The 17,305-nt window shown below is 60.1% G+C and carries 16 protein-coding genes; 9 read left to right on the forward strand and 7 right to left on the reverse strand.

Translation table 11 applies throughout. The features are described 5' to 3' along the window. Window positions 1-3 precede the first annotated feature (3 nt). Window positions 4-1,005: an ABC transporter ATP-binding protein gene (locus BLP23_RS12605; RefSeq protein ID WP_092585190.1), complete on the forward strand. Its 1,002-nt coding sequence runs from the start codon at window positions 4-6 to the stop codon at window positions 1,003-1,005. On the opposite strand, the gene BLP23_RS34480 is transcribed toward BLP23_RS12605, so the two are convergent. From BLP23_RS34480 to BLP23_RS12635, 6 genes are all read right to left on the reverse strand, one after another. Continuing rightward, complete coding sequence (locus tag BLP23_RS34480) at window positions 942-1,313, reverse strand: hypothetical protein (RefSeq protein WP_233426689.1); 372 nt, start codon at window positions 1,311-1,313, stop codon at window positions 942-944. The two genes, BLP23_RS12605 and BLP23_RS34480, sit on opposite strands and share 64 nt — an antisense overlap. Window positions 1,314-1,368: 55 nt before the next feature. After that, on the reverse strand, window positions 1,369-2,430 hold the full coding sequence (locus BLP23_RS12615; RefSeq protein WP_092585191.1) for an ABC transporter ATP-binding protein: 1,062 nt from the start codon (window positions 2,428-2,430) through the stop codon (window positions 1,369-1,371). Window positions 2,431-2,436: 6 nt separating this feature from the next. Then, on the reverse strand, window positions 2,437-3,222 hold the full coding sequence (locus tag BLP23_RS12620; protein ID WP_039845389.1) for an ABC transporter permease: 786 nt from the start codon (window positions 3,220-3,222) through the stop codon (window positions 2,437-2,439). Beyond that, window positions 3,219-4,112 (reverse strand): ABC transporter permease, encoded by an 894-nt coding sequence (locus BLP23_RS12625; RefSeq protein ID WP_092585192.1) that lies wholly within the window; start codon window positions 4,110-4,112, stop codon window positions 3,219-3,221. The genes BLP23_RS12620 and BLP23_RS12625 overlap by 4 nt, the downstream gene beginning before the upstream one ends. A 77-nt stretch (window positions 4,113-4,189) precedes the next feature. Next, entirely contained in the window at window positions 4,190-5,293 is a 1,104-nt protein-coding gene (locus tag BLP23_RS12630) for an ABC transporter substrate-binding protein (protein WP_074068962.1), read from the reverse strand. Between the two features lie 189 nt (window positions 5,294-5,482). Beyond that, window positions 5,483-6,355 carry a MurR/RpiR family transcriptional regulator gene (locus BLP23_RS12635; protein WP_092585193.1) on the reverse strand — a complete coding sequence of 291 codons (873 nt, stop codon included), beginning with the start codon at window positions 6,353-6,355 and terminating at the stop codon, window positions 5,483-5,485. Window positions 6,356-6,550: 195 nt separating this feature from the next. Between BLP23_RS12635 and BLP23_RS12640 the strand changes: the two genes are divergently transcribed. From BLP23_RS12640 to BLP23_RS12665, 6 genes are all read left to right on the forward strand, one after another. Beyond that, a complete protein-coding gene (locus tag BLP23_RS12640; protein ID WP_092585194.1) occupies window positions 6,551-7,303 on the forward strand; it encodes an N-formylglutamate amidohydrolase in 753 nt (250 codons plus the stop codon). 123 nt (window positions 7,304-7,426) lie between these two features. Then, window positions 7,427-8,974 (forward strand): amino acid permease, encoded by a 1,548-nt coding sequence (locus BLP23_RS12645; RefSeq protein WP_092585195.1) that lies wholly within the window; start codon window positions 7,427-7,429, stop codon window positions 8,972-8,974. Window positions 8,975-9,123: 149 nt separating this feature from the next. Next, window positions 9,124-10,494, forward strand: a complete 1,371-nt coding sequence (locus tag BLP23_RS12650) for a glutamine synthetase family protein (RefSeq protein ID WP_092585569.1) — start codon at window positions 9,124-9,126, stop codon at window positions 10,492-10,494. Between the two features lie 179 nt (window positions 10,495-10,673). After that, window positions 10,674-12,059 (forward strand): aldehyde dehydrogenase family protein, encoded by a 1,386-nt coding sequence (locus BLP23_RS12655; protein WP_092585196.1) that lies wholly within the window; start codon window positions 10,674-10,676, stop codon window positions 12,057-12,059. After that, the gene (locus tag BLP23_RS12660; RefSeq protein ID WP_092585197.1) at window positions 12,056-13,210 is read left to right on the forward strand and encodes an iron-containing alcohol dehydrogenase; all 1,155 of its coding nucleotides are present in this window, start codon (window positions 12,056-12,058) and stop codon (window positions 13,208-13,210) included. Before BLP23_RS12655 ends, BLP23_RS12660 begins: the two co-directional genes overlap by 4 nt. Window positions 13,211-13,440: 230 nt before the next feature. Then, window positions 13,441-14,154, forward strand: a complete 714-nt coding sequence (locus tag BLP23_RS12665) for a ParA family protein (protein WP_092585198.1) — start codon at window positions 13,441-13,443, stop codon at window positions 14,152-14,154. Window positions 14,155-14,393: 239 nt separating this feature from the next. Here BLP23_RS12665 and BLP23_RS12670 read toward each other — a convergent pair whose 3' ends face one another. Next, window positions 14,394-15,773 (reverse strand): L,D-transpeptidase, encoded by a 1,380-nt coding sequence (locus tag BLP23_RS12670; RefSeq protein WP_092585199.1) that lies wholly within the window; start codon window positions 15,771-15,773, stop codon window positions 14,394-14,396. A 244-nt stretch (window positions 15,774-16,017) separates the two neighbouring features. On the opposite strand from BLP23_RS12670, the gene BLP23_RS12675 reads away from it, so the two are divergent. Together BLP23_RS12675 and BLP23_RS12680 are read left to right on the forward strand one after the other, a co-directional pair. Further along, window positions 16,018-16,857, forward strand: a complete 840-nt coding sequence (locus tag BLP23_RS12675; RefSeq protein WP_092585200.1) for a DUF4432 family protein — start codon at window positions 16,018-16,020, stop codon at window positions 16,855-16,857. A gap of 71 nt (window positions 16,858-16,928) precedes the next feature. Continuing rightward, window positions 16,929-17,267 carry a protein tyrosine phosphatase family protein gene (locus BLP23_RS12680; protein WP_092585201.1) on the forward strand — a complete coding sequence of 113 codons (339 nt, stop codon included), beginning with the start codon at window positions 16,929-16,931 and terminating at the stop codon, window positions 17,265-17,267. Window positions 17,268-17,305: the final 38 nt, after the last annotated feature.

Here is a 17,305-nt window from a genome sequence, read left to right on the forward strand (position 1 = left end):
CTAGTGGGATCGCTTCAACTCAAATCCATACGCAAGACCTATGGCACGCATGAGGTGCTGAAGGGCATCGACCTTGAGGTCAAGGACGGCGAATTCGTCATCTTCGTCGGACCGTCGGGATGCGGAAAATCGACCCTGCTGCGCAGCATCGCCGGCCTCGAAGACGTGACGTCCGGCGCCGTCCTCATCAACGGCAAGGACGAGACGCTGACGCCGCCTGCCAAGCGCGGTATCGCCATGGTCTTCCAATCCTACGCGCTCTATCCCCACCTGACCGTGAAGGACAACATGGGGCTCGGACTGAAGCAGGCGGGAATGCCGAAGGACGAGATCGAGACGCGAGTCGGCAAAGCATCGTCGATGCTGTCGCTGGGGCCCTATCTCGCGCGCCGGCCGGCCGAGCTCTCCGGGGGCCAGCGCCAGCGCGTCGCGATTGGTCGCGCCATCGTGCGCGAACCGGAACTTTTCCTCTTCGACGAGCCGCTTTCCAATCTCGATGCGGCGCTACGCGTCCAGACGCGCCTGGAGATCGCCCGCCTGCATCGCAGCCTGAAGGCGACGATGATCTACGTCACCCACGACCAGGTCGAGGCGATGACGCTGGCCGACAAGATCGTTGTGCTGAATGCCGGTGCGATCGAGCAGGTCGGTTCGCCGATGGAACTCTACAATCGGCCGGCCAACGTCTTCGTCGCTGGCTTCATCGGCTCGCCGATGATGAACTTTATCCCGGCAGAAAAGCTCAGCGACAAGGAGGCGAGGACGATCGGTGTTCGTCCCGAGCATCTGACGCTTTCGCGCGAGCAGGGGACCTGGAAGGCGAAAATCGTGCATGTCGAGCATCTCGGCGCCGATACGATCGTTTATCTGGAGACCGACCAATGCGGTCTGCTGACGGCGCGCCTCTTTGGCGAACACAAGTACGAGCCGGACGAGATTGTTTATGCGACGCCGGACATGGCGCATATGCATCGCTTCGATGAAAACGAGCAGGCGATACGGTAGGTGTGACTGGAAGAGTGGAGGGGCAGCCTCCTCCGCACCCTCGTGCCGTACGGGACTCTCTCACGCCTTCTGCGCCAGCCGGTCCGTCCGTTCCTCGATGCCGACATCGGCTTCGACGCTGTCGCCTCGGCCGCCATAAGGTAGGGTCCGAGGATGTAGGCAAGTACGGCGATGAAGAGCAGCGCCATCGGATTGATCGGCACAAATGACGCGACCGCAAGCGGGGTGAGGTCGCCGAAGATCGCTGAGGCCGCGCTCATCAGCGTGGTGACGACGATCCCCGCCGACAGGATCCAGGTCAGCAGCATCCAGAAAAAGGCGCCACGGAGAATGGCGCGCCCTTGTCCGCTTACTCAAGCAAGATCAATCGCGGACGACGAGCAGGTCGGCGGCCATGAAGCGGAGAGTGACGGTTTCGCCTGCCTGCGGCGGGGTGACACCCGGGCTGTTGAACATGTCGAAGGAAATGACGTTGCCGCCGACATTCATCCGGGTGCGGATGACGGAGCCGAGGAAGTGGGCGGAGATGACCTGACCGGTCAGCGCCGTATCGCTCTTGACGCTGTCGGAAAGCGAGCCCGCTTCGGGACGAAGCGCCAGCGAAACGGTGTCGCCCGCCTTGTAGGTTGCGAGCGACTGCTTGAGCGTCACGCCCTGGTCGCCGACCTGGATGCGGTTTGCCGCCGGATCGACGACCTTCGCCTCGATCATGTTCAGCGTGCCGACGAAGGAAGCGACGAAGCGGGTTGCCGGCGTATTGTAGACCTCGAAGGGTGTTCCGATCTGATCCGCCTTGCCGGCATTCATGACGACAATACGGTCGGAGATCGAAAGCGCCTCTTCCTGGTCGTGCGTCACGAAGATGGTGGTGATACCGAGCTTCTGCTGGATGAGGCGGATCTCTTCGCGCAGCGACACGCGGATCTTCGCATCGAGCGCGGAGAGCGGTTCGTCGAGCAGCAGAACCTGCGGCTTGACGGCAAGCGCGCGGGCAAGCGCCACACGCTGCTGCTGGCCGCCGGACATCTGGTAGGGGAAGCGATCAGCGAGATGGTCGAGGCGGATAAGACCCAGCATTTCATTCACGCGCGCATCGATGTCGGCCTTCGACATGCCTGCAACCTTAAGACCGAAGGCGACGTTGTCGTGCACGTTCATGTTCGGGAACAGCGCGTAAGCCTGGAAGACCATGCCGATGTTGCGCTGGTTCGGTTTCAGCGGGCGCTGATCCTTGCCGTTGATGAAGAGGCTGCCGCCGGTCGGCGTCTCGAAGCCGGCGATCATGCGCAGCACCGTGGTCTTGCCGCAGCCCGACGGCCCGAGGAAGGAGACGAATTCCCCCTTCTCGATGCTCATGTTGAAATTATGGACGACCTGAACCTGGCCGAAGGACTTCTGAAGATTGGTCAGCGTGAGGAATGACATGGCCAGTTACCTTGCGGGGGCGGATTTTTGGAAGCGGGAGATGAGGTTGAGCAGACCCATGCAGAGCCATGTGATCGAAAAGGCAATGACGGCGAGCGCCGACGGCTCGTAAGCCTTGTTGGCACCGACAAGCTGCAGATAAGGCCCGAAGGCCGGCCGGTTGAGGAGGGCAGCCATCGTGAATTCGCCCATGACGATCGCGAGCGTGATGAAGGCGCCGGACAGCACGCCGCTCATGACATTCGGGAAGATGCAGCGGAACATGATGGTTGGCCAGCTGGCACCGAGGCTTTCGGCCGCCTCTGTCAGCGTGCGGACGTCGATGGCGCGCATGGCGGTATCGACCGCTCGATACATGTAGGGCAGCGACAGCGTGATGTAGGAGCAGACGAGCAGGATGTTCGTGCCGGTCGTAGAACCCGTCAACGGCAGGACCGACGATGAATTGTACATGCGCAAATAGCCGAAGACTATGACGATCGCCGGGATAACCAACGGCAGCAGCGTCACGAATTCCACGATCGGGCGCATCTGTGGCAGGCGCAGGCGAACCCAATAGGCCGTCGGCACGACGAGCAGCATGCCGAAGACGATTGTCAAAAGGGCCATCAGCATGGAATAGCCAAAGGTCTCGCGGAACTGGATGTCCGAAAAGACCGACTGATAGGCATCGAAGCTGTATACGCCGCGGCGCATGCGCAGCGAAAACTCGATGGTGCCGATCAGCGGAATGATGAAATAGGACGCACCCAGAAAGATGGCGATCCAGGCGCCGAGACGTTGAGCTTTCATTTCTGCCACCGTTCGGCGCGCATGCGCAGCATCAGGTAAAGGACGTTGGAGACGCCGGTGATGACGATCATGCCGAGCGCGATCGCATAGCCGAGGTTCGGGTTGTGAAGGACATCGCCGCGGATCTGTGCGTAAAGCAGGATCGGAACAATGTTCAGGGAGCTTCCTGTCAGCGCATAGGCTGTGGCGATGGCGCCGAAGGCGTTTGCGAAGAGCAGTAGCGTCGTGCCGAGCAGGCTTGGCCAGAGGATCGGCAGGGCGATCATCGTCCAGTACTGGCGGTTCGTGGCGCCAAGGATTTCAGCGGCCTCGCGCCATTCCTTCTTCATGCCGTCGAGCGCCGGCGTGAGGATCAGCACCATCAGCGGGATCTGGAAATACATGTAGGTGATGGTGAGGCCGAAGAAGGATAAAAGGTTGAATCCGGTGCCGTAGAGATTGAAGCCAAACCAGTCGCGCAGGAAGATGGTGACGAGGCCGGTGCGGCCAAGCGTTGCCAAGAACGAGAAGGCGAGCGGCACACCGGCGAAGTTCGATGCGACGCCGGAGAAGGTCAAAAGCGTCGAGCGGACAGAGGAGGGCAGGCCGCCGAGGACGACTGCCCAGGCGAGAAAGAAGCCGATCAGCGCACCGCCGAGGGCGGACGCCACCGATACACGGATGCTGATCCAATAGGCGCTCATGATCGACGGCGTGAAGAGATCGCCGATGTTCTTGAACGTGAATTCGCCTTCCGGCGTGAGGAAGGCGCCGACGACGAGATAAAGCGTGGGGATGATCAGAAACAGCAGAGCGAAGATGACGAAGGGCGCGATACCCAGCCAGTCGATCACGCGATCCTTATTGATCAGGGGGGCGGTGCTCGCCATAGGCGTTGAAACGGTGCTCATACAAAGCTCATCCGGGGGCGTCGGAGTGAAAGAAAATGCCTCCCCGCTATAAGGGCGGGGAGGCCGGATGTCATGCCTTACTGAACGTTGGCGCCGACGACGCTATCCCACTTGGTGGTGATGGCGGTCTTGCCTGCGGCCTGCTCGTCGAGCGTCGGGAAGATAGCCTTGGCATAGCCTTCAGCCGGCGGCAGCTTGTCGAGCAGTTCCTTCGGAATCAGGCCCTTTTGGGCAAGATCGTTGAAGCGGATCGGGTGGCAATAGCCCTTCAGCCAGCCGAGCTGACCTTCGTCGGAATAGAGGTATTCCATCCACAGTTTGGCTGCATTCGGGTGCGGAGCAAAGGCGGAGATCGCCTGAACGTAGACACCTGCAACGACGCCCGATGCTGGAACGACGACTTCAACCGGTGGGTTGCCGTTGAGGCTGTCGCGCCAGGAGAGGCCGTTATAGTCCCAGGCGACGATGATCGGGGTGGAACCCTGAGCGAGCGACGCGGACTTGCCGATGACCGGAACGAGATTGCCGGCCTTGTTGAGCTCTGCGAAGTAAGCAAGACCTGCTTCGCCAGCCTTCGTGGCATCCTTTTCGCCCGCGGCAAGACCAGCGGCGTAGACGGCTTGAACAGCCTGGTTGGAAGCGCGCGGATCGCCAGCGAGCGAGACGGTGTTGGCATATTCGGACTTCTTCAGGTCGGCCCAATCCTTCGGGACGTTCTTGACGATGTCGGTGTTCACGACGAACGAAAGAACGCCGTAGTAGTCGCCGTACCAGAAGCCGTCGGCGTCCTTGGCGGAGTCCGGAATGGAATCCCACGTGGAGACCTTGTAGGGCTGGATGAGGCCTTCAGCCTTGGCCGACGGGCCGAAGGAGAGACCGACGTCGATGACGTCCGGGGCCTGCGGCCCGGTGTTGCCCTTGTTGGCCTTGATTGCTTCGATTTCATCGCCCGAACCTGCGTCCGGGTTCAGTTCGTTGACTTCGATGCCATACTTGGCCTTGAAGCCGGCAATGACGTCGCCATAGCCGCACCAATTGTGCGGGAGAGCGATGGTCGTCAGCGTGCCTTCCTTCTTGGCGGCAGCGATGAGTTCGGCGCTCGGTTCTGCTGCGGCAATCGCAGTCGAAGCTACGACGATCGCAGTAGAAAGCGAGAGCAGTCGAGAAATGTTAGAGATCACTGTTGTTCTCCTTCGGTTTTCAGTGGTCTGGCGATGCTGTTACTGGCGTTGCATGAAGCTTGTATGACGGTCACGTGACGTTCGTTTTTCTTATGATTTCAGTATTTTTCGAATTCTGTTTCGTCTGCGACACGCAGTTCTATTTCCTTCACGCAGCCTCATTGTTTTTGTTCGTTCCTGCCTCTCCTCCTAGCCGGGTTTTCGGAAGAGCTTGGTCTGTTCGAACAGGCCCTCCAGTGTTTTCATGCGCTCCTTCGTCTCGTCCCAGGTGGTGTTCTGGACCGCTTCGATGAGCGCTTCGACGATAAAGAGCGTGACGACCGAGGAATCCCAGGCCGACGGTGCCTCGATCTGGACGCGGAAGGCGTGTCTTGCGAGCTTTGCCGCTGGCGATCCCCACTGGTCCGTGAAGACGATAATTTCGGCGCCGCGCGTGCGGGCCGCCTGGGCAAGGCTTACCATCTCCTGCTCATAGCGGCGGATGTCGAAGATGATCAGCAGATCTCCTGCATTCATGTTGAGAACATACTGGGGCCAGCTCGACGAGTTGGACGACAAGAGGGCGGTATTCGGCCGGATGACCTGCATGTGTGTGAAGAAGTATTCCGCAAGCGCGCCCGTGATGCGCCCGCCGACGAAATAAAGGCCGCGCTTGCGATCCGAAAGCAGGGTAGCGGCGCTGTTGAAGGTCGCGGTGTCGAGGTCGCTCAGCGTTTGGCGCAGATTGCCGATGATGGCATCGGCGAAACGGTTGAGGATATGGGTGCCAGGCGCATTGGAAGCCCACCGGTCGTGCTTGGCGATCGGATTGGAGATCGTCGCTTCGACCTCCTGATGCAGATGCGCCTGGAAATCGGGGTAACCCTTGAAGCCGAGCTTCTGGACCATGCGGACGACGGTGGGAGTCGAGACGCCGGCGTTTTCGGCAATCGTGGTGATGCTGCCCAGCCCTGAAACGGGATAGTTATCCAGCAGACTCTCGGCCAATTGCTTCTCGGCGCGCGTCAGCGCTTCGAAATGCGAATGGATGACGTCCGAAACCGTCTTCGACGCAGCGCTCACGCGATCTTGCTCCCCGGGATTGGTCTTGTGCCACTTTCCCACTCAAAGTTAACAACGCTGTCACAATCTATGTCAACCACTGTCATGAAAAGAAATTTTCAGAGCGCGCTTGACACCGCCGGAAGACTGAAGAATTCTTTTCTTTAAAGATTTTATTAAGGGAAGGGCAGGCGCGGGCAAGTGCTCACTCAGCTCATGATTTTAAGCGAAGCGGATGGAGACTGCGTCGCCATCGAGCGGCCGCATGGCAAGGGCCCGTTGCTGGTCATCTGCGAACACGCCTCGCGAGCGCTACCCGAGCAGTTCGGCAATCTCGGCCTTTCCGAGGAAGCGTTGAATAGCCACATCGCCTGGGACCCAGGCGCTTTGGCCGTTGCACGCGGCATCTCGACGGCGCTTGATGCAACACTCGTCTTTCAGCGCTTCTCTCGTCTGGTCTACGACTGCAACCGCCCGCCCGAATCGCCGGGCGCAATGCCCGAGAAGAGCGAAATCTATGCCATCCCCGGCAATCAGAATCTGAGCGCAAAGGAGCGGCACGCCCGTACCGAAGCGCTGTATCTTCCTTTCCACGATGCAGTAAGCCGTCTCATCAAGGACCGTCGGGCGCAGGGGCAGGAGACGGTCATCGTCACTGTTCACAGTTTCACGCCGGTCTATAATGGCAAGGAGCGTGCCGTCGAGCTCGGCATCCTGCACGATGCCGACAGCCGCCTGGCAGACAGCATGTTGGCAGGGGCGGCTGACGCGCCGCTCTACAAGACCGAACGCAACAAGCCCTATGGCCCTGAGGACGGCGTGACGCACACGCTGATCCTGCACGGCCTATCGAACGGGCTCCGCAATGTAATGATCGAGGTCCGCAACGACCTCATCAGCGACGATGCCGGCCAAGGGGTCATGGCCGACTATCTGACGGGGCTTCTCCAGCAAAGCCTGGAAGCCTGACCATAAAAGAAAAGACCCCAGGGAGCAGTCTAACTGCGATCTGTCCGTATGGCGAAAGCCGCGGGCAACTTTGGCACTGGATCTGCGGCAATTCCGCTGCTGATCGTCAAATAGGGGGAAGTCATGTCGGACTATACCGAACTTGATAAGAAGCAGGATATGAGCATCCTGCATTCGATGGGCTATGCCCAGGAACTGGAACGGCGGATGAGTTCGTTCTCGAACTTTGCCGTCTCCTTCTCGATCATCTGCATCCTTTCCGGCGGCATCAATTCGCTGGCGCAGGCGACTGCCGGCGCGGGTGGTGCTGCGATCGGCATCGGCTGGCCACTCGGTTGCTTCATATCGCTCGTCTTCGCCGTGGCGATGGCGCAGATCAGCTCCGCCTATCCGACCGCGGGCGGCCTCTACCACTGGGGTTCCATCCTCGGCAACCGCTTCACCGGCTGGCTGACCGCCTGGTTCAACCTGCTTGGCCTCGTGACGGTACTCGGTGCCATCAACGTCGGGACCTACTACTTCTTCATGGGTTCCTTCGGCACGAGCTATCTCGGGCTGACGGACACGACATTCGTTCGCATCGTCTTCCTGATCATCATCACCGGTGCGCAAGCGCTCGTGAACCATATGGGCATCGGCCTGACCGCCAAGCTCACGGACTTCTCTGGCTACCTGATCTTCGCCACGGCAATCGTACTTGCCGCAGTTTGCCTGATCGCTGCTCCGTCCTATGAGTTCGGGCGTCTCTTCACCTTCGCCAACTATTCGGGCGAAACTGGAGGCAATGTCTGGCCTGCCACGTCCGGTACCTGGGTGTTCCTGCTCGGCCTCCTGCTGCCGATCTACACGATCACCGGCTATGACGCGTCGGCGCATACGTCGGAAGAGACTGTAAACGCGGCTCGCTCCGTGCCGCGCGGCATGATCTCCTCTGTGCTCTGGTCAGCACTCTTCGGCTACATCATGCTTTGCGCATTCGTGCTGATGCTGCCCAGCATGGACGAAGCTGCCAAGCAGGGCTGGAACGTGTTCTTCTGGGCGATGGACAGCCAGGTGAACCCGATCGTCAAGGACATCTTGTATCTTGCCATTCTGGTCAGCCAATGGCTGTGCGGCCTCGCAACCGTCACCTCGGTTTCCCGCATGATCTTCGCCTTCTCGCGTGACGGCGGTCTGCCGGCATCCAAGGCGCTGTCGAAGGTCAGCCCGAAACACCGCACGCCGGTAGCCGCGATCTGGACGGGTTCTATCCTCGCCGTCCTCTTCGTGTGGGGGTCGTCGCTCGTTTCGATCGGCGAAACGCCGGTCTATACCATCGTTGTTTCGTGCACCGTCATCTTCCTATTCTTCTCCTTCGCGATCCCGATCACGCTCGGCCTCTTCGCCTGGGGTACGTCGAAGTGGGACAAGATGGGGCCGTGGAACCTCGGCGAGGGGACGTTCAAGCTCTTTGCTGTGCTCTCGATCATTGCAATGGTGCTTATCTTCGTTCTCGGCATCCAGCCGCCGAATGACTGGGCGCTCTATATCACCGTGGGCTTCCTTGTTGTGACTGGCATCGTCTGGTACGGCTTTGAAAAGCGCCGCTTCAAGGGCCCGCCGATCGGCGAGGAAGTCGCCAAGCGCCAGGCTGAAATCGCGGCTGCCGAAAAGGCGGTTGGCGAAGCGTAAGAAAATCGAGCTTCCCTCTCTAATGGCGGGGCCGCCGTTCGCGCGGCCCCATCACCGGTTCAACGAAAGGGCATATGGTCGGTCATGGCCGCCGCTGCATGCCATTTCGTTGCCCCGAGTTTCCAATCCAGATTTCAGGCGGATAAATGATGAGCAACAGCTATACTTTCGATGATCTCAAGAAGGACGTGGCCGAGGGGGGCATCGATACGGTTCTCGCATGCCAGGTGGACATGCAGGGCCGCTTGATGGGCAAGCGCTTCCAGGCGGAATATTTCCTCGAAAGCGCCTGGAAGGAAACGCATAGCTGCAACTATCTGGTCGCGACCGACATGGAGATGGAAACCGTCTCCGGTTATAAGGCGACGAGCTGGGAGAAGGGTTACGGCGACTACACGATGAAACCGGACCTTTCGACGCTGCGCCGCATTCCCTGGCTCGAAGGAACGGCCCTGGTCCTTTGCGATCTGCTCGACCATCACACGCACGAAGAGGTGCCGCATTCGCCGCGCGCCATCTTGAAGAAGCAGGTCAAGCGGCTTGAAGACATGGGCATGAAGGCCTTCATGGCATCCGAGCTTGAATTCTTCCTCTTCGACCAGACCTATGAGGCGGCGCATGCCGTCGGCTACCGAAATCTCAAGCTCGCCAGCGCCTACAACGAGGACTACCACATCTTCCAGACGACCAAGGAAGAGGATGTGATGCGGGCGATCCGTACCGGTTTGCAGGGTGCGGGCATTCCGGTCGAGAATTCCAAGGGTGAGGCTTCGGCGGGGCAGGAGGAAATCAATGTGCGCTACGCCGACGCGCTGACGATGGCTGACCGCCACGCCATCATCAAGAACGGCTGCAAGGAAATCGCCTGGTCGAAGGGCAAGGCGATCACTTTCCTCGCCAAATGGAGCTATACGTCGGCCGGCAGCTCCTCTCATATCCATCAGTCGCTCTGGAGCGCCGACGGCAAGACGCCGCTGTTCTTCGATGAGAAGGGTACATACGGCATGTCGCCGCTGATGCGGAACTACGTCGCCGGCCTTCTCGCCCACGCGAGCGAGATCACCTATTTCCTGGCGCCCTATATCAATTCCTACAAGCGCTTCATGGCCGGCACCTTCGCGCCGACGAAGGCGATCTGGAGCAAGGACAACCGCACCGCCGGCTACCGCCTCTGCGGCGACGACACAAAGGCGATCCGCATCGAATGCCGCGTCGGCGGTTCGGACCTCAATCCATATCTCGCCTTTGCAGCACTGCTGGCGGCTGGCATTGAGGGGATTGAGAACAGGCTCGAACTCGAAGCGCCGTTCGTCGGCGACGCCTATGGCGCGCGAGATATCCGCGAGATTCCACATACGTTGCGTGCCGCGACGGTTGCCATGACGGAATCGAAGATGCTGCGGAAGGCTTTCGGCAACGACGTCATCGACCACTACACGCGCGCTGCCGAATGGGAGCAGGAGGAATACGACCGCCGCGTGACGGATTGGGAAGTGGCGAGAGGCTTTGAAAGGGCGTAAGGCATTTTGCGGCGTGTCGTTGCTCGCCCTCACAGCCCGCTTTGACGGGGGCGAGGGGAGCGTTTTGAGTGACGAGACCAGGTGCGGCTCCTTCCTTCGCCCCGCGGGAAAAGTGCTGGCCGGCGGATGAGGGGCTGGTGCCCGAAGAGATGTGAAGAATACAAAGGCAGGATTCGATCATGACTATGATCCAATGCATTTCGCCGGTCGACGGATCGGTTTACGCAGAGCGCTCCGCGCTCTCGCTGGAGGCGGCCAAGGAAGCTGTCGCCCGCGCCCGCAAGGCGCAGAGGACCTGGGCGAAGCGGCCGCTGGAGGAGCGCGTGCAGCTTGTGCTCAAAGGCGTCGCGCGGCTCAACGAGATGTCCGATCTCGTCGTGCCGGAGCTCGCCTGGCAGATGGGCCGGCCGGTCAAGTATGGCGGCGAATATCGGGGCTTCAACGAGCGTTCCAACTATGTCGCGTCGATCGCTGCCGACGCGATGGCGCCGCTTGTTGTCGAAGAGAGCGACACGTTCGAGCGCCGTATCGAGCGTGAAGCACACGGCGTCGTGTTCGTGATCGCTCCGTGGAACTACCCTTATATGACGGCGATCAATACCATCGCTCCGGCGCTGATGGCAGGCAATACCGTTATCCTGAAACATGCGTCGCAGACGCTGCTGGTGGGCGAGCGCCTGGTTCAAGCTTTTGTCGAGGCAGGAGTTCCTGAGGATGTCTTCCAGAACGTGTTCCTCGATCACGAAACGACCTCGGCGCTGATTGCGGCAGGAAGCTTCAATTTCATCAACTTCACGGGTTCGGTCGAAGGTGGGCGTTCCATGGAACGGGCTGCAGCCGGCACCTTTACGGGCCTCGGCCTCGAACTCGGCGGCAAGGATCCGGGCTACGTCATGGAAGACGCCGATCTCGATGCGGCCGTCGATACGCTGATGGATGGCGCGACCTACAATTCCGGCCAATGCTGCTGCGGCATCGAGCGCATCTATGTGCATGAGTCGCTTTATGACAGTTTCGTCGAGAAGTCGGTCGCCTGGGTTTCCAACTACAAACTCGGCAATCCGCTCGATCCGGAAACCTCGCTCGGTCCAATGGCGAACAAGCGTTTCGCCAAGGTCGTGCGCGAGCAGATCGCCGATGCCGTTTCGAAGGGTGCCAGGACGCTCATCGATCCGAAGCTCTTCCCGCAGGATGACGGCGGTGCCTATCTCGCGCCGCAGATTCTGGTCAATGTCGATCACTCGATGGCCTTCATGCGCGAAGAAACCTTCGGCCCGGCCGTCGGCATCATGAAGGTCAAGAACGACGCCGACGCGATCGCGCTGATGAACGACAGCCAGTACGGGCTGACGGCTTCGCTCTGGACGAAGGACCCGGAGCGGGCAGGGCGGCTCGGCCGCGAAATCGAAACCGGGACCGTCTTCATGAACCGTGCCGATTACCTCGATCCGGCGCTTTGCTGGACCGGCGTCAAGGAAACCGGCCGCGGCGGCTCGCTGTCGATCATCGGCTTCCACAATCTGACGCGCCCGAAATCTTATCACCTCAAGAAAGTCACAGCATGAGCAGCAGCAATATCACAGCCAACTGGAGCTATCCGACAGCCGTCAAGCTCGGCCGCGGCCGCATCAAGGAGCTGGCGGACGCCTGCAAGAGCCTTGGCATGAAGAAGCCGCTGCTGATTACCGACCGCGGCCTGGCTTCCATGGCGATTACCAAGAATGCGCTCGACATCCTGGAAGATGCAGGCCTCGGCCGCGCGATCTTCGCAGACGTCGATCCGAACCCGAACGAGAAGAACCTCGAGGCCGGCGTGAAGGCTTTCAAGGACGGCGGCCATGACGGCGTCGTCGCCTTCGGCGGTGGTTCGGGCCTCGATCTCGGCAAGTGCGTCGCCTTCATGGCCGGCCAGACGCGACCGGTCTGGGATTTCGAGGATATTGGGGACTGGTGGACGCGTGCGAGCGTCGAGAAAATTGCGCCGATCGTTGCGGTGCCGACGACGGCCGGCACTGGCTCGGAAGTCGGCCGCGCCAGCGTCATCACCAATTCCACAACGCATGTGAAGAAGATCATCTTCCATCCAAAGTTCCTGCCGGGCGTCGTCATCGCCGATCCGGAGCTGACGGTCGGCATGCCGAAGATCATCACCGCCGGGACCGGCATGGATGCTTTTGCGCATTGCCTGGAAGCCTACTCCTCGCCCTTCTATCATCCGATGTCTGCCGGGATCGCGCTGGAAGGCATGCGCCTCGTCAAGGAATTCCTGCCGCGTGCCTATAAGGAGGGGACGGACCTCGAAGCCCGCGCCAACATGATGGCAGCTGCCGCCATGGGCGCTGTCGCCTTTCAGAAGGGCCTCGGTGCCATCCATGCGCTGTCGCATCCGATCGGCGCCGTCTACAACACGCATCACGGCATGACCAATGCCGTCGTGATGCCGGCGGTGCTGCGCTTCAACCGCGCAGCGATCGAAGAAAAGATCGCACGCGCTGCGGCCTATCTCGGCATCTCCGGCGGCTTCGACGGTTTTTACGATTACGTGCTGAAGCTTCGCTTTGAACTCGGGATTCCGGAAAGCCTTTCGGCCATGGGAATCGCACCGGACCGGATCGATGCGCTCTCGGCGATGGCAATCGAAGACCCAAGCGCGGGCGGCAATCCCGTCCCGATGACGCTCGAAAATACCAAGACGCTTTTTAAAGACTGCTTCTGATCACATAAGGCGGACCGTCAAAACTTGCCCGGAAAGCCCAGCTTTCCGGGCTTTTTTCATTGTCCGGCATCCCAACTTTTAGGGATGTGAAAAATGCGGGTTGCAATTTCGGCGCGTTTGTTTGGATTTTGTTAACCATCATCGGAAAGGATACGTTAACCGCACGATGAACCCGAAAGTGCGCAAGAGAGCGATATCCGGCTCGCGATATTTCCCTTCGAGGATCGAACATGCCAGTCATCACATTTGCAAACACCAAGGGCGGAGCAGGCAAGACCACGGCTGTCCTTCTGCTCGCGACGGAACTCGCCCGCAAAGGTTCCCGCATCACCATTCTCGATGCCGATCCTCAGCACTGGATTTCGCGCTGGCACGAGATTTCCGGCCATGTGGCGAATATACAGGTCATCGACTTCGTGACGTCCGCCTCGCTTCCGCAGCATATCAGCGAGAACAAGCATTCCACGGACTACTTTATCATCGATCTGCCGGGCGCACGCAATCCGCTGCTGGCCACCGCAATCGGTCTCTCCGACCATGTGCTGATCCCAATCCAGGGCTGTGCCATGGATGCGCGCGGCGGGGCGCAGGTGCTGGAACTCCTGCAGTATCTAGATGAGAAGGCGGGCATCAAGATCGGCCATTCGGTGGTGCTTACCCGTGTCAATTCAATGGTGACCACCCGTGCACTGCAACTCGTCAAGGCGCTGCTCAACGAGCGGAACGTTCCGGTCCTCGATACGGCGATCATCGAACGTGCAGCATTCCGCGACATCTTCGATTGCGGCGGCACGCTGCACGATATGGACCCAATGCGGGTTTCTAATCTCGAGAAGGCTTGCGAGAATGCGCTCTGTTTTGCCGAGGAAATCATCCGCAAGGTGCCGGTCAAGCTTCCCGCTTCCGCCCGGACGACCGGACCGCTGATCCGTTCTGCGGCTTGAATATTGGGATGATTTGAACCAGCCGCCGGAGCGATCCGGCGGTTTTCTTGTTTGGGCTCGGCTCAAACTTGTGTCGTGGCGGACACGCTCACCCTAACAATCTCCCCGTGAACGGGGAGATGGACTGATTACGAAATGGCTAAGCGAAGCGGAGAAGGCGCGGCATAGCTCTCGTCAGATAGAGAAAAGGTGCCGGGAGGCGGATGAGGACAGCGGCTTGCCCTGCCGCTGACGCCAATTCAATCGACGAACTCGACCGTCACGCCGGGCTTCACCATCTTGGCAAGTTCCGTGGCATCCCAATTCGTCAGACGAATGCAGCCGTGGCTCTGGGTGCGGCCGATCTTCGATGGTTCCGGCGTGCCGTGAATGCCGTAGGTCGGCCTCGAAAGGGCGATCCAGACCGTGCCGACTGGACCATTCGGGCCGGGCGGGATATTCAGGATGCGGTCGTTTGCGCCCTGCTGGAAGTTGATCTTCGGGTTGTAGGTATAGCCAGGGTTCAGAGCGACGCGCTCCACGTTGACGAGGCCGGAGGGCGAAGGGGTATCGCTGGAGCCGATTGAGGCGGGATAGGCGGCGACGAGGTTACCCGCAGCGTCATAGGCGAAGACCTGCTTCTTGGCCTTGTCCGCGAGAATCTTTGCGACGGTGCCGGTCTTGGCTTGCCCGGCATTGACGACCTTGATGATCGTGCCGGGCACTGTGAAGTCTGCGCCCGGGTTCATTTCCTTGAGGAAGGCTTCGTCCATGTGGAAGCGCTCGGCAAGCATTTCGGTCGTCGAGGTATAGGCCATCGAAGGCAGAAGCGCCTTTTGCGAATAGTCTTCCGGAATCGCGGCCACATAGGGCCCGGCGGCATCTGCTGGCGTGATCGTATAGCTGGTGATGGGTAATCCGCCCGACAGGCGAAGCTGCTCGAGGATCGCTTCTGTATTGTTGGGGTCGAGCTTTTCGCCGGTCATCTGCTCATAGGCATAGATCGCCTTGGTGACGTTGGACCCCATATGGCCATCGATGACGCCCGGAGAAACGCCCGCGCGGTCGAGGAAGACCTGGATAGCGACGATCTCAGGCTTCGATTTTCCCTTGAGCGTGATGACCGGTTCTGAGGGCGGCGACGGTTGCATGTCGCCAGGGAACGGCTGATCCGGCTCGATCGACGCATAGTTCTCGTTTTGCGGGTAGCTTTCTCCGTTGGCATCCGGATAGGGCTGGTCGTAAAGTGGATCGCGCTGGATTTCCGCATCGCGCGGGATCGAGCCGGTCACGGCGCCGCGCTCCACATAACGCGTGCTTCCGTAGCTGTTGTCCAGGTAGTAGGGGTCATTGTTCTGGGCTTCGCGGGCAGGCGGGCGCGGATAATAGCCGCTGCTGCGCATTTCCGTCGCGACGACGTTGCCGTAACCATCGAGCAGGACGCGGTTACCGTTGCGATCGCGCGAATAATAGACGTCGGCGCCCGGTGGAATGTAATCGATGATCGCACCGTCGGGAGTCACCATCACGACATCGCGCTGGCGGCGGCCGTACTGCTGCGCGTCGGCAACCGGTGCGGCAGCGGCAAGGGCCAGCACGACTGCGGCGAGGGAGACCCCCGATTTCAAAAAGCGATTCACGTTTTACACCTCGAACAGTGATTTGGCCGACACACACCTGCGAATTTTGACGCTAGTGTGGAATTTATGAATTCGTACTAAACAAAAGATGAAAATCGCCGTGCTTTCTGCTTAGCCAAAACGTTTGGTTTGGCAAGCGGGTTCCATGGCGCATCGCCGGTTGTGCGCAACCGGTTTGCCGCGATTGACGAAAGTGCGGCCGGATCCTAACCCTACGGCAGCTTGAAGATCGGGAGGAATTGCAATGATCGAGTTTGCCGCCGCCAAGGGGCCGCGCCTGATGCTGGACGAAACATCGGTGATGGATATCGGCGGATGCATCGTCGACGGCGTCGATATCGCGCCGAAGCGCGCCATCCCGGACGATGGCGATCCGCGTATCGACCACTCGCTCGAAGGCTTTCTCTTCACCTGCGGTCCGGATCACATCCGCCATCGCGAGCCGATCCCGGGGCGGACGGATGGCAAGGTCTACCCGCTGCACGGTTCGGCCTCCGGTCATCCGGCGAAGGTTCTCTGGACCAAATTCGAAAACGGCAATGCCGAGTGCTGCGCCGACATCGATATCGTCACCGTCGAAGGATTGCCGCAGCGGATCGAACGGCTTTGGCGCATCGACGGCGCGACGGGGGAGGTCTCGCTGGACGACAGGGTGGTCAACACCAGCGACCAGGCAGCGCCGACCTTCCTCATGTACCACATGAATACCGGCGGCAAATGGCTCGATGCCGGTACGCGGCTGGAAGGGACGATGCTCGAAGGTGGCGGTTTTCCGTGGACCTTCGGCGAAGAGCTTGGCGGCCTCTTTTGCGTCGAAGCTCCGGCCATGACGGATGGCTTTGCCGAAGTCCGTCTCGGTCCGATGAAAGCCGCGGGCGGCAAGACGCTGTGCGTGCGTTTCCGCGCGGATACGCTGCCGCACCTGCAGGTCTGGCGGAACCAGAAGGGGCCGGCGGACGTTTTCGGCATCGAACCGGTTTCGCATCGCTGGGTCTCGCGAAGCGAGCTTCATGCAGGCGACGAGTTCGACATGCTGCAGCCGGGCGAGAGCCGCAGCTATGCGCTTCGCTTCGCCTTCCTCTGAGCGAACTGTTGTTGACGCTTCCGGTCCCGCATCGTAGAGCTTCTGCCATTGATTTTCAGGAGGAACGCGCGATGGACATCCGCCAGATCGACGACGAATATTCGGTATCCGGTCAGATCACGCTGGAAGATCTCGATCAGATCAAGGCGATGGGCTTCAAGTCGATCGTCTGCCATCGCCCGGACCAGGAAAGCCCGGACCAGACGCCGTTTTCCCTGATCGAAGCTCGCGCCAAGGAACTCGGCATCGACATCGCGCATGTCCCCGTCGGCCCGATGGGCGTGACGGAGGAAGCCGTGCAAGGCATGGTCGACGCACTCGACGAATTTCCGCGCCCGATGCTCGGCTATTGCCGTTCCGGCGCACGCTCTACCGCGATCTATCAGAAGACCCATCATATTCGCGGCTGATCTTTTGGCGCGGCTTTCGGCCGCGCCCTTTATTTCAT

This window comes from Rhizobium mongolense subsp. loessense (genome assembly GCF_900099775.1).
Classification (GTDB): domain Bacteria; phylum Pseudomonadota; class Alphaproteobacteria; order Rhizobiales; family Rhizobiaceae; genus Rhizobium; species Rhizobium loessense.

Excerpts from the sequence above, each read along its gene's own strand:
- BLP23_RS34480 (WP_233426689.1), bottom strand. The coding sequence starts at position 1,313 with ATGCTGCTGACCTGGATCCTGTCGGCGGGGATCGTCGTCACCACGCTG.
- BLP23_RS12655 (WP_092585196.1), top strand. The coding sequence starts at position 10,674 with ATGACTATGATCCAATGCATTTCGCCGGTCGACGGATCGGTTTACGCA.
- BLP23_RS12620 (WP_039845389.1), bottom strand. The coding sequence starts at position 3,222 with ATGAAAGCTCAACGTCTCGGCGCCTGGATCGCCATCTTTCTGGGTGCG.
- BLP23_RS12650 (WP_092585569.1), top strand. The coding sequence starts at position 9,124 with ATGAGCAACAGCTATACTTTCGATGATCTCAAGAAGGACGTGGCCGAG.
- BLP23_RS12640 (WP_092585194.1), top strand. The coding sequence starts at position 6,551 with ATGATTTTAAGCGAAGCGGATGGAGACTGCGTCGCCATCGAGCGGCCG.
- BLP23_RS12660 (WP_092585197.1), top strand. The coding sequence starts at position 12,056 with ATGAGCAGCAGCAATATCACAGCCAACTGGAGCTATCCGACAGCCGTC.
- BLP23_RS12665 (WP_092585198.1), top strand. The coding sequence starts at position 13,441 with ATGCCAGTCATCACATTTGCAAACACCAAGGGCGGAGCAGGCAAGACC.
- BLP23_RS12615 (WP_092585191.1), bottom strand. The coding sequence starts at position 2,430 with ATGTCATTCCTCACGCTGACCAATCTTCAGAAGTCCTTCGGCCAGGTT.
- BLP23_RS12680 (WP_092585201.1), top strand. The coding sequence starts at position 16,929 with ATGGACATCCGCCAGATCGACGACGAATATTCGGTATCCGGTCAGATC.
- BLP23_RS12645 (WP_092585195.1), top strand. The coding sequence starts at position 7,427 with ATGTCGGACTATACCGAACTTGATAAGAAGCAGGATATGAGCATCCTG.
- BLP23_RS12675 (WP_092585200.1), top strand. The coding sequence starts at position 16,018 with ATGATCGAGTTTGCCGCCGCCAAGGGGCCGCGCCTGATGCTGGACGAA.
- BLP23_RS12625 (WP_092585192.1), bottom strand. The coding sequence starts at position 4,112 with ATGAGCACCGTTTCAACGCCTATGGCGAGCACCGCCCCCCTGATCAAT.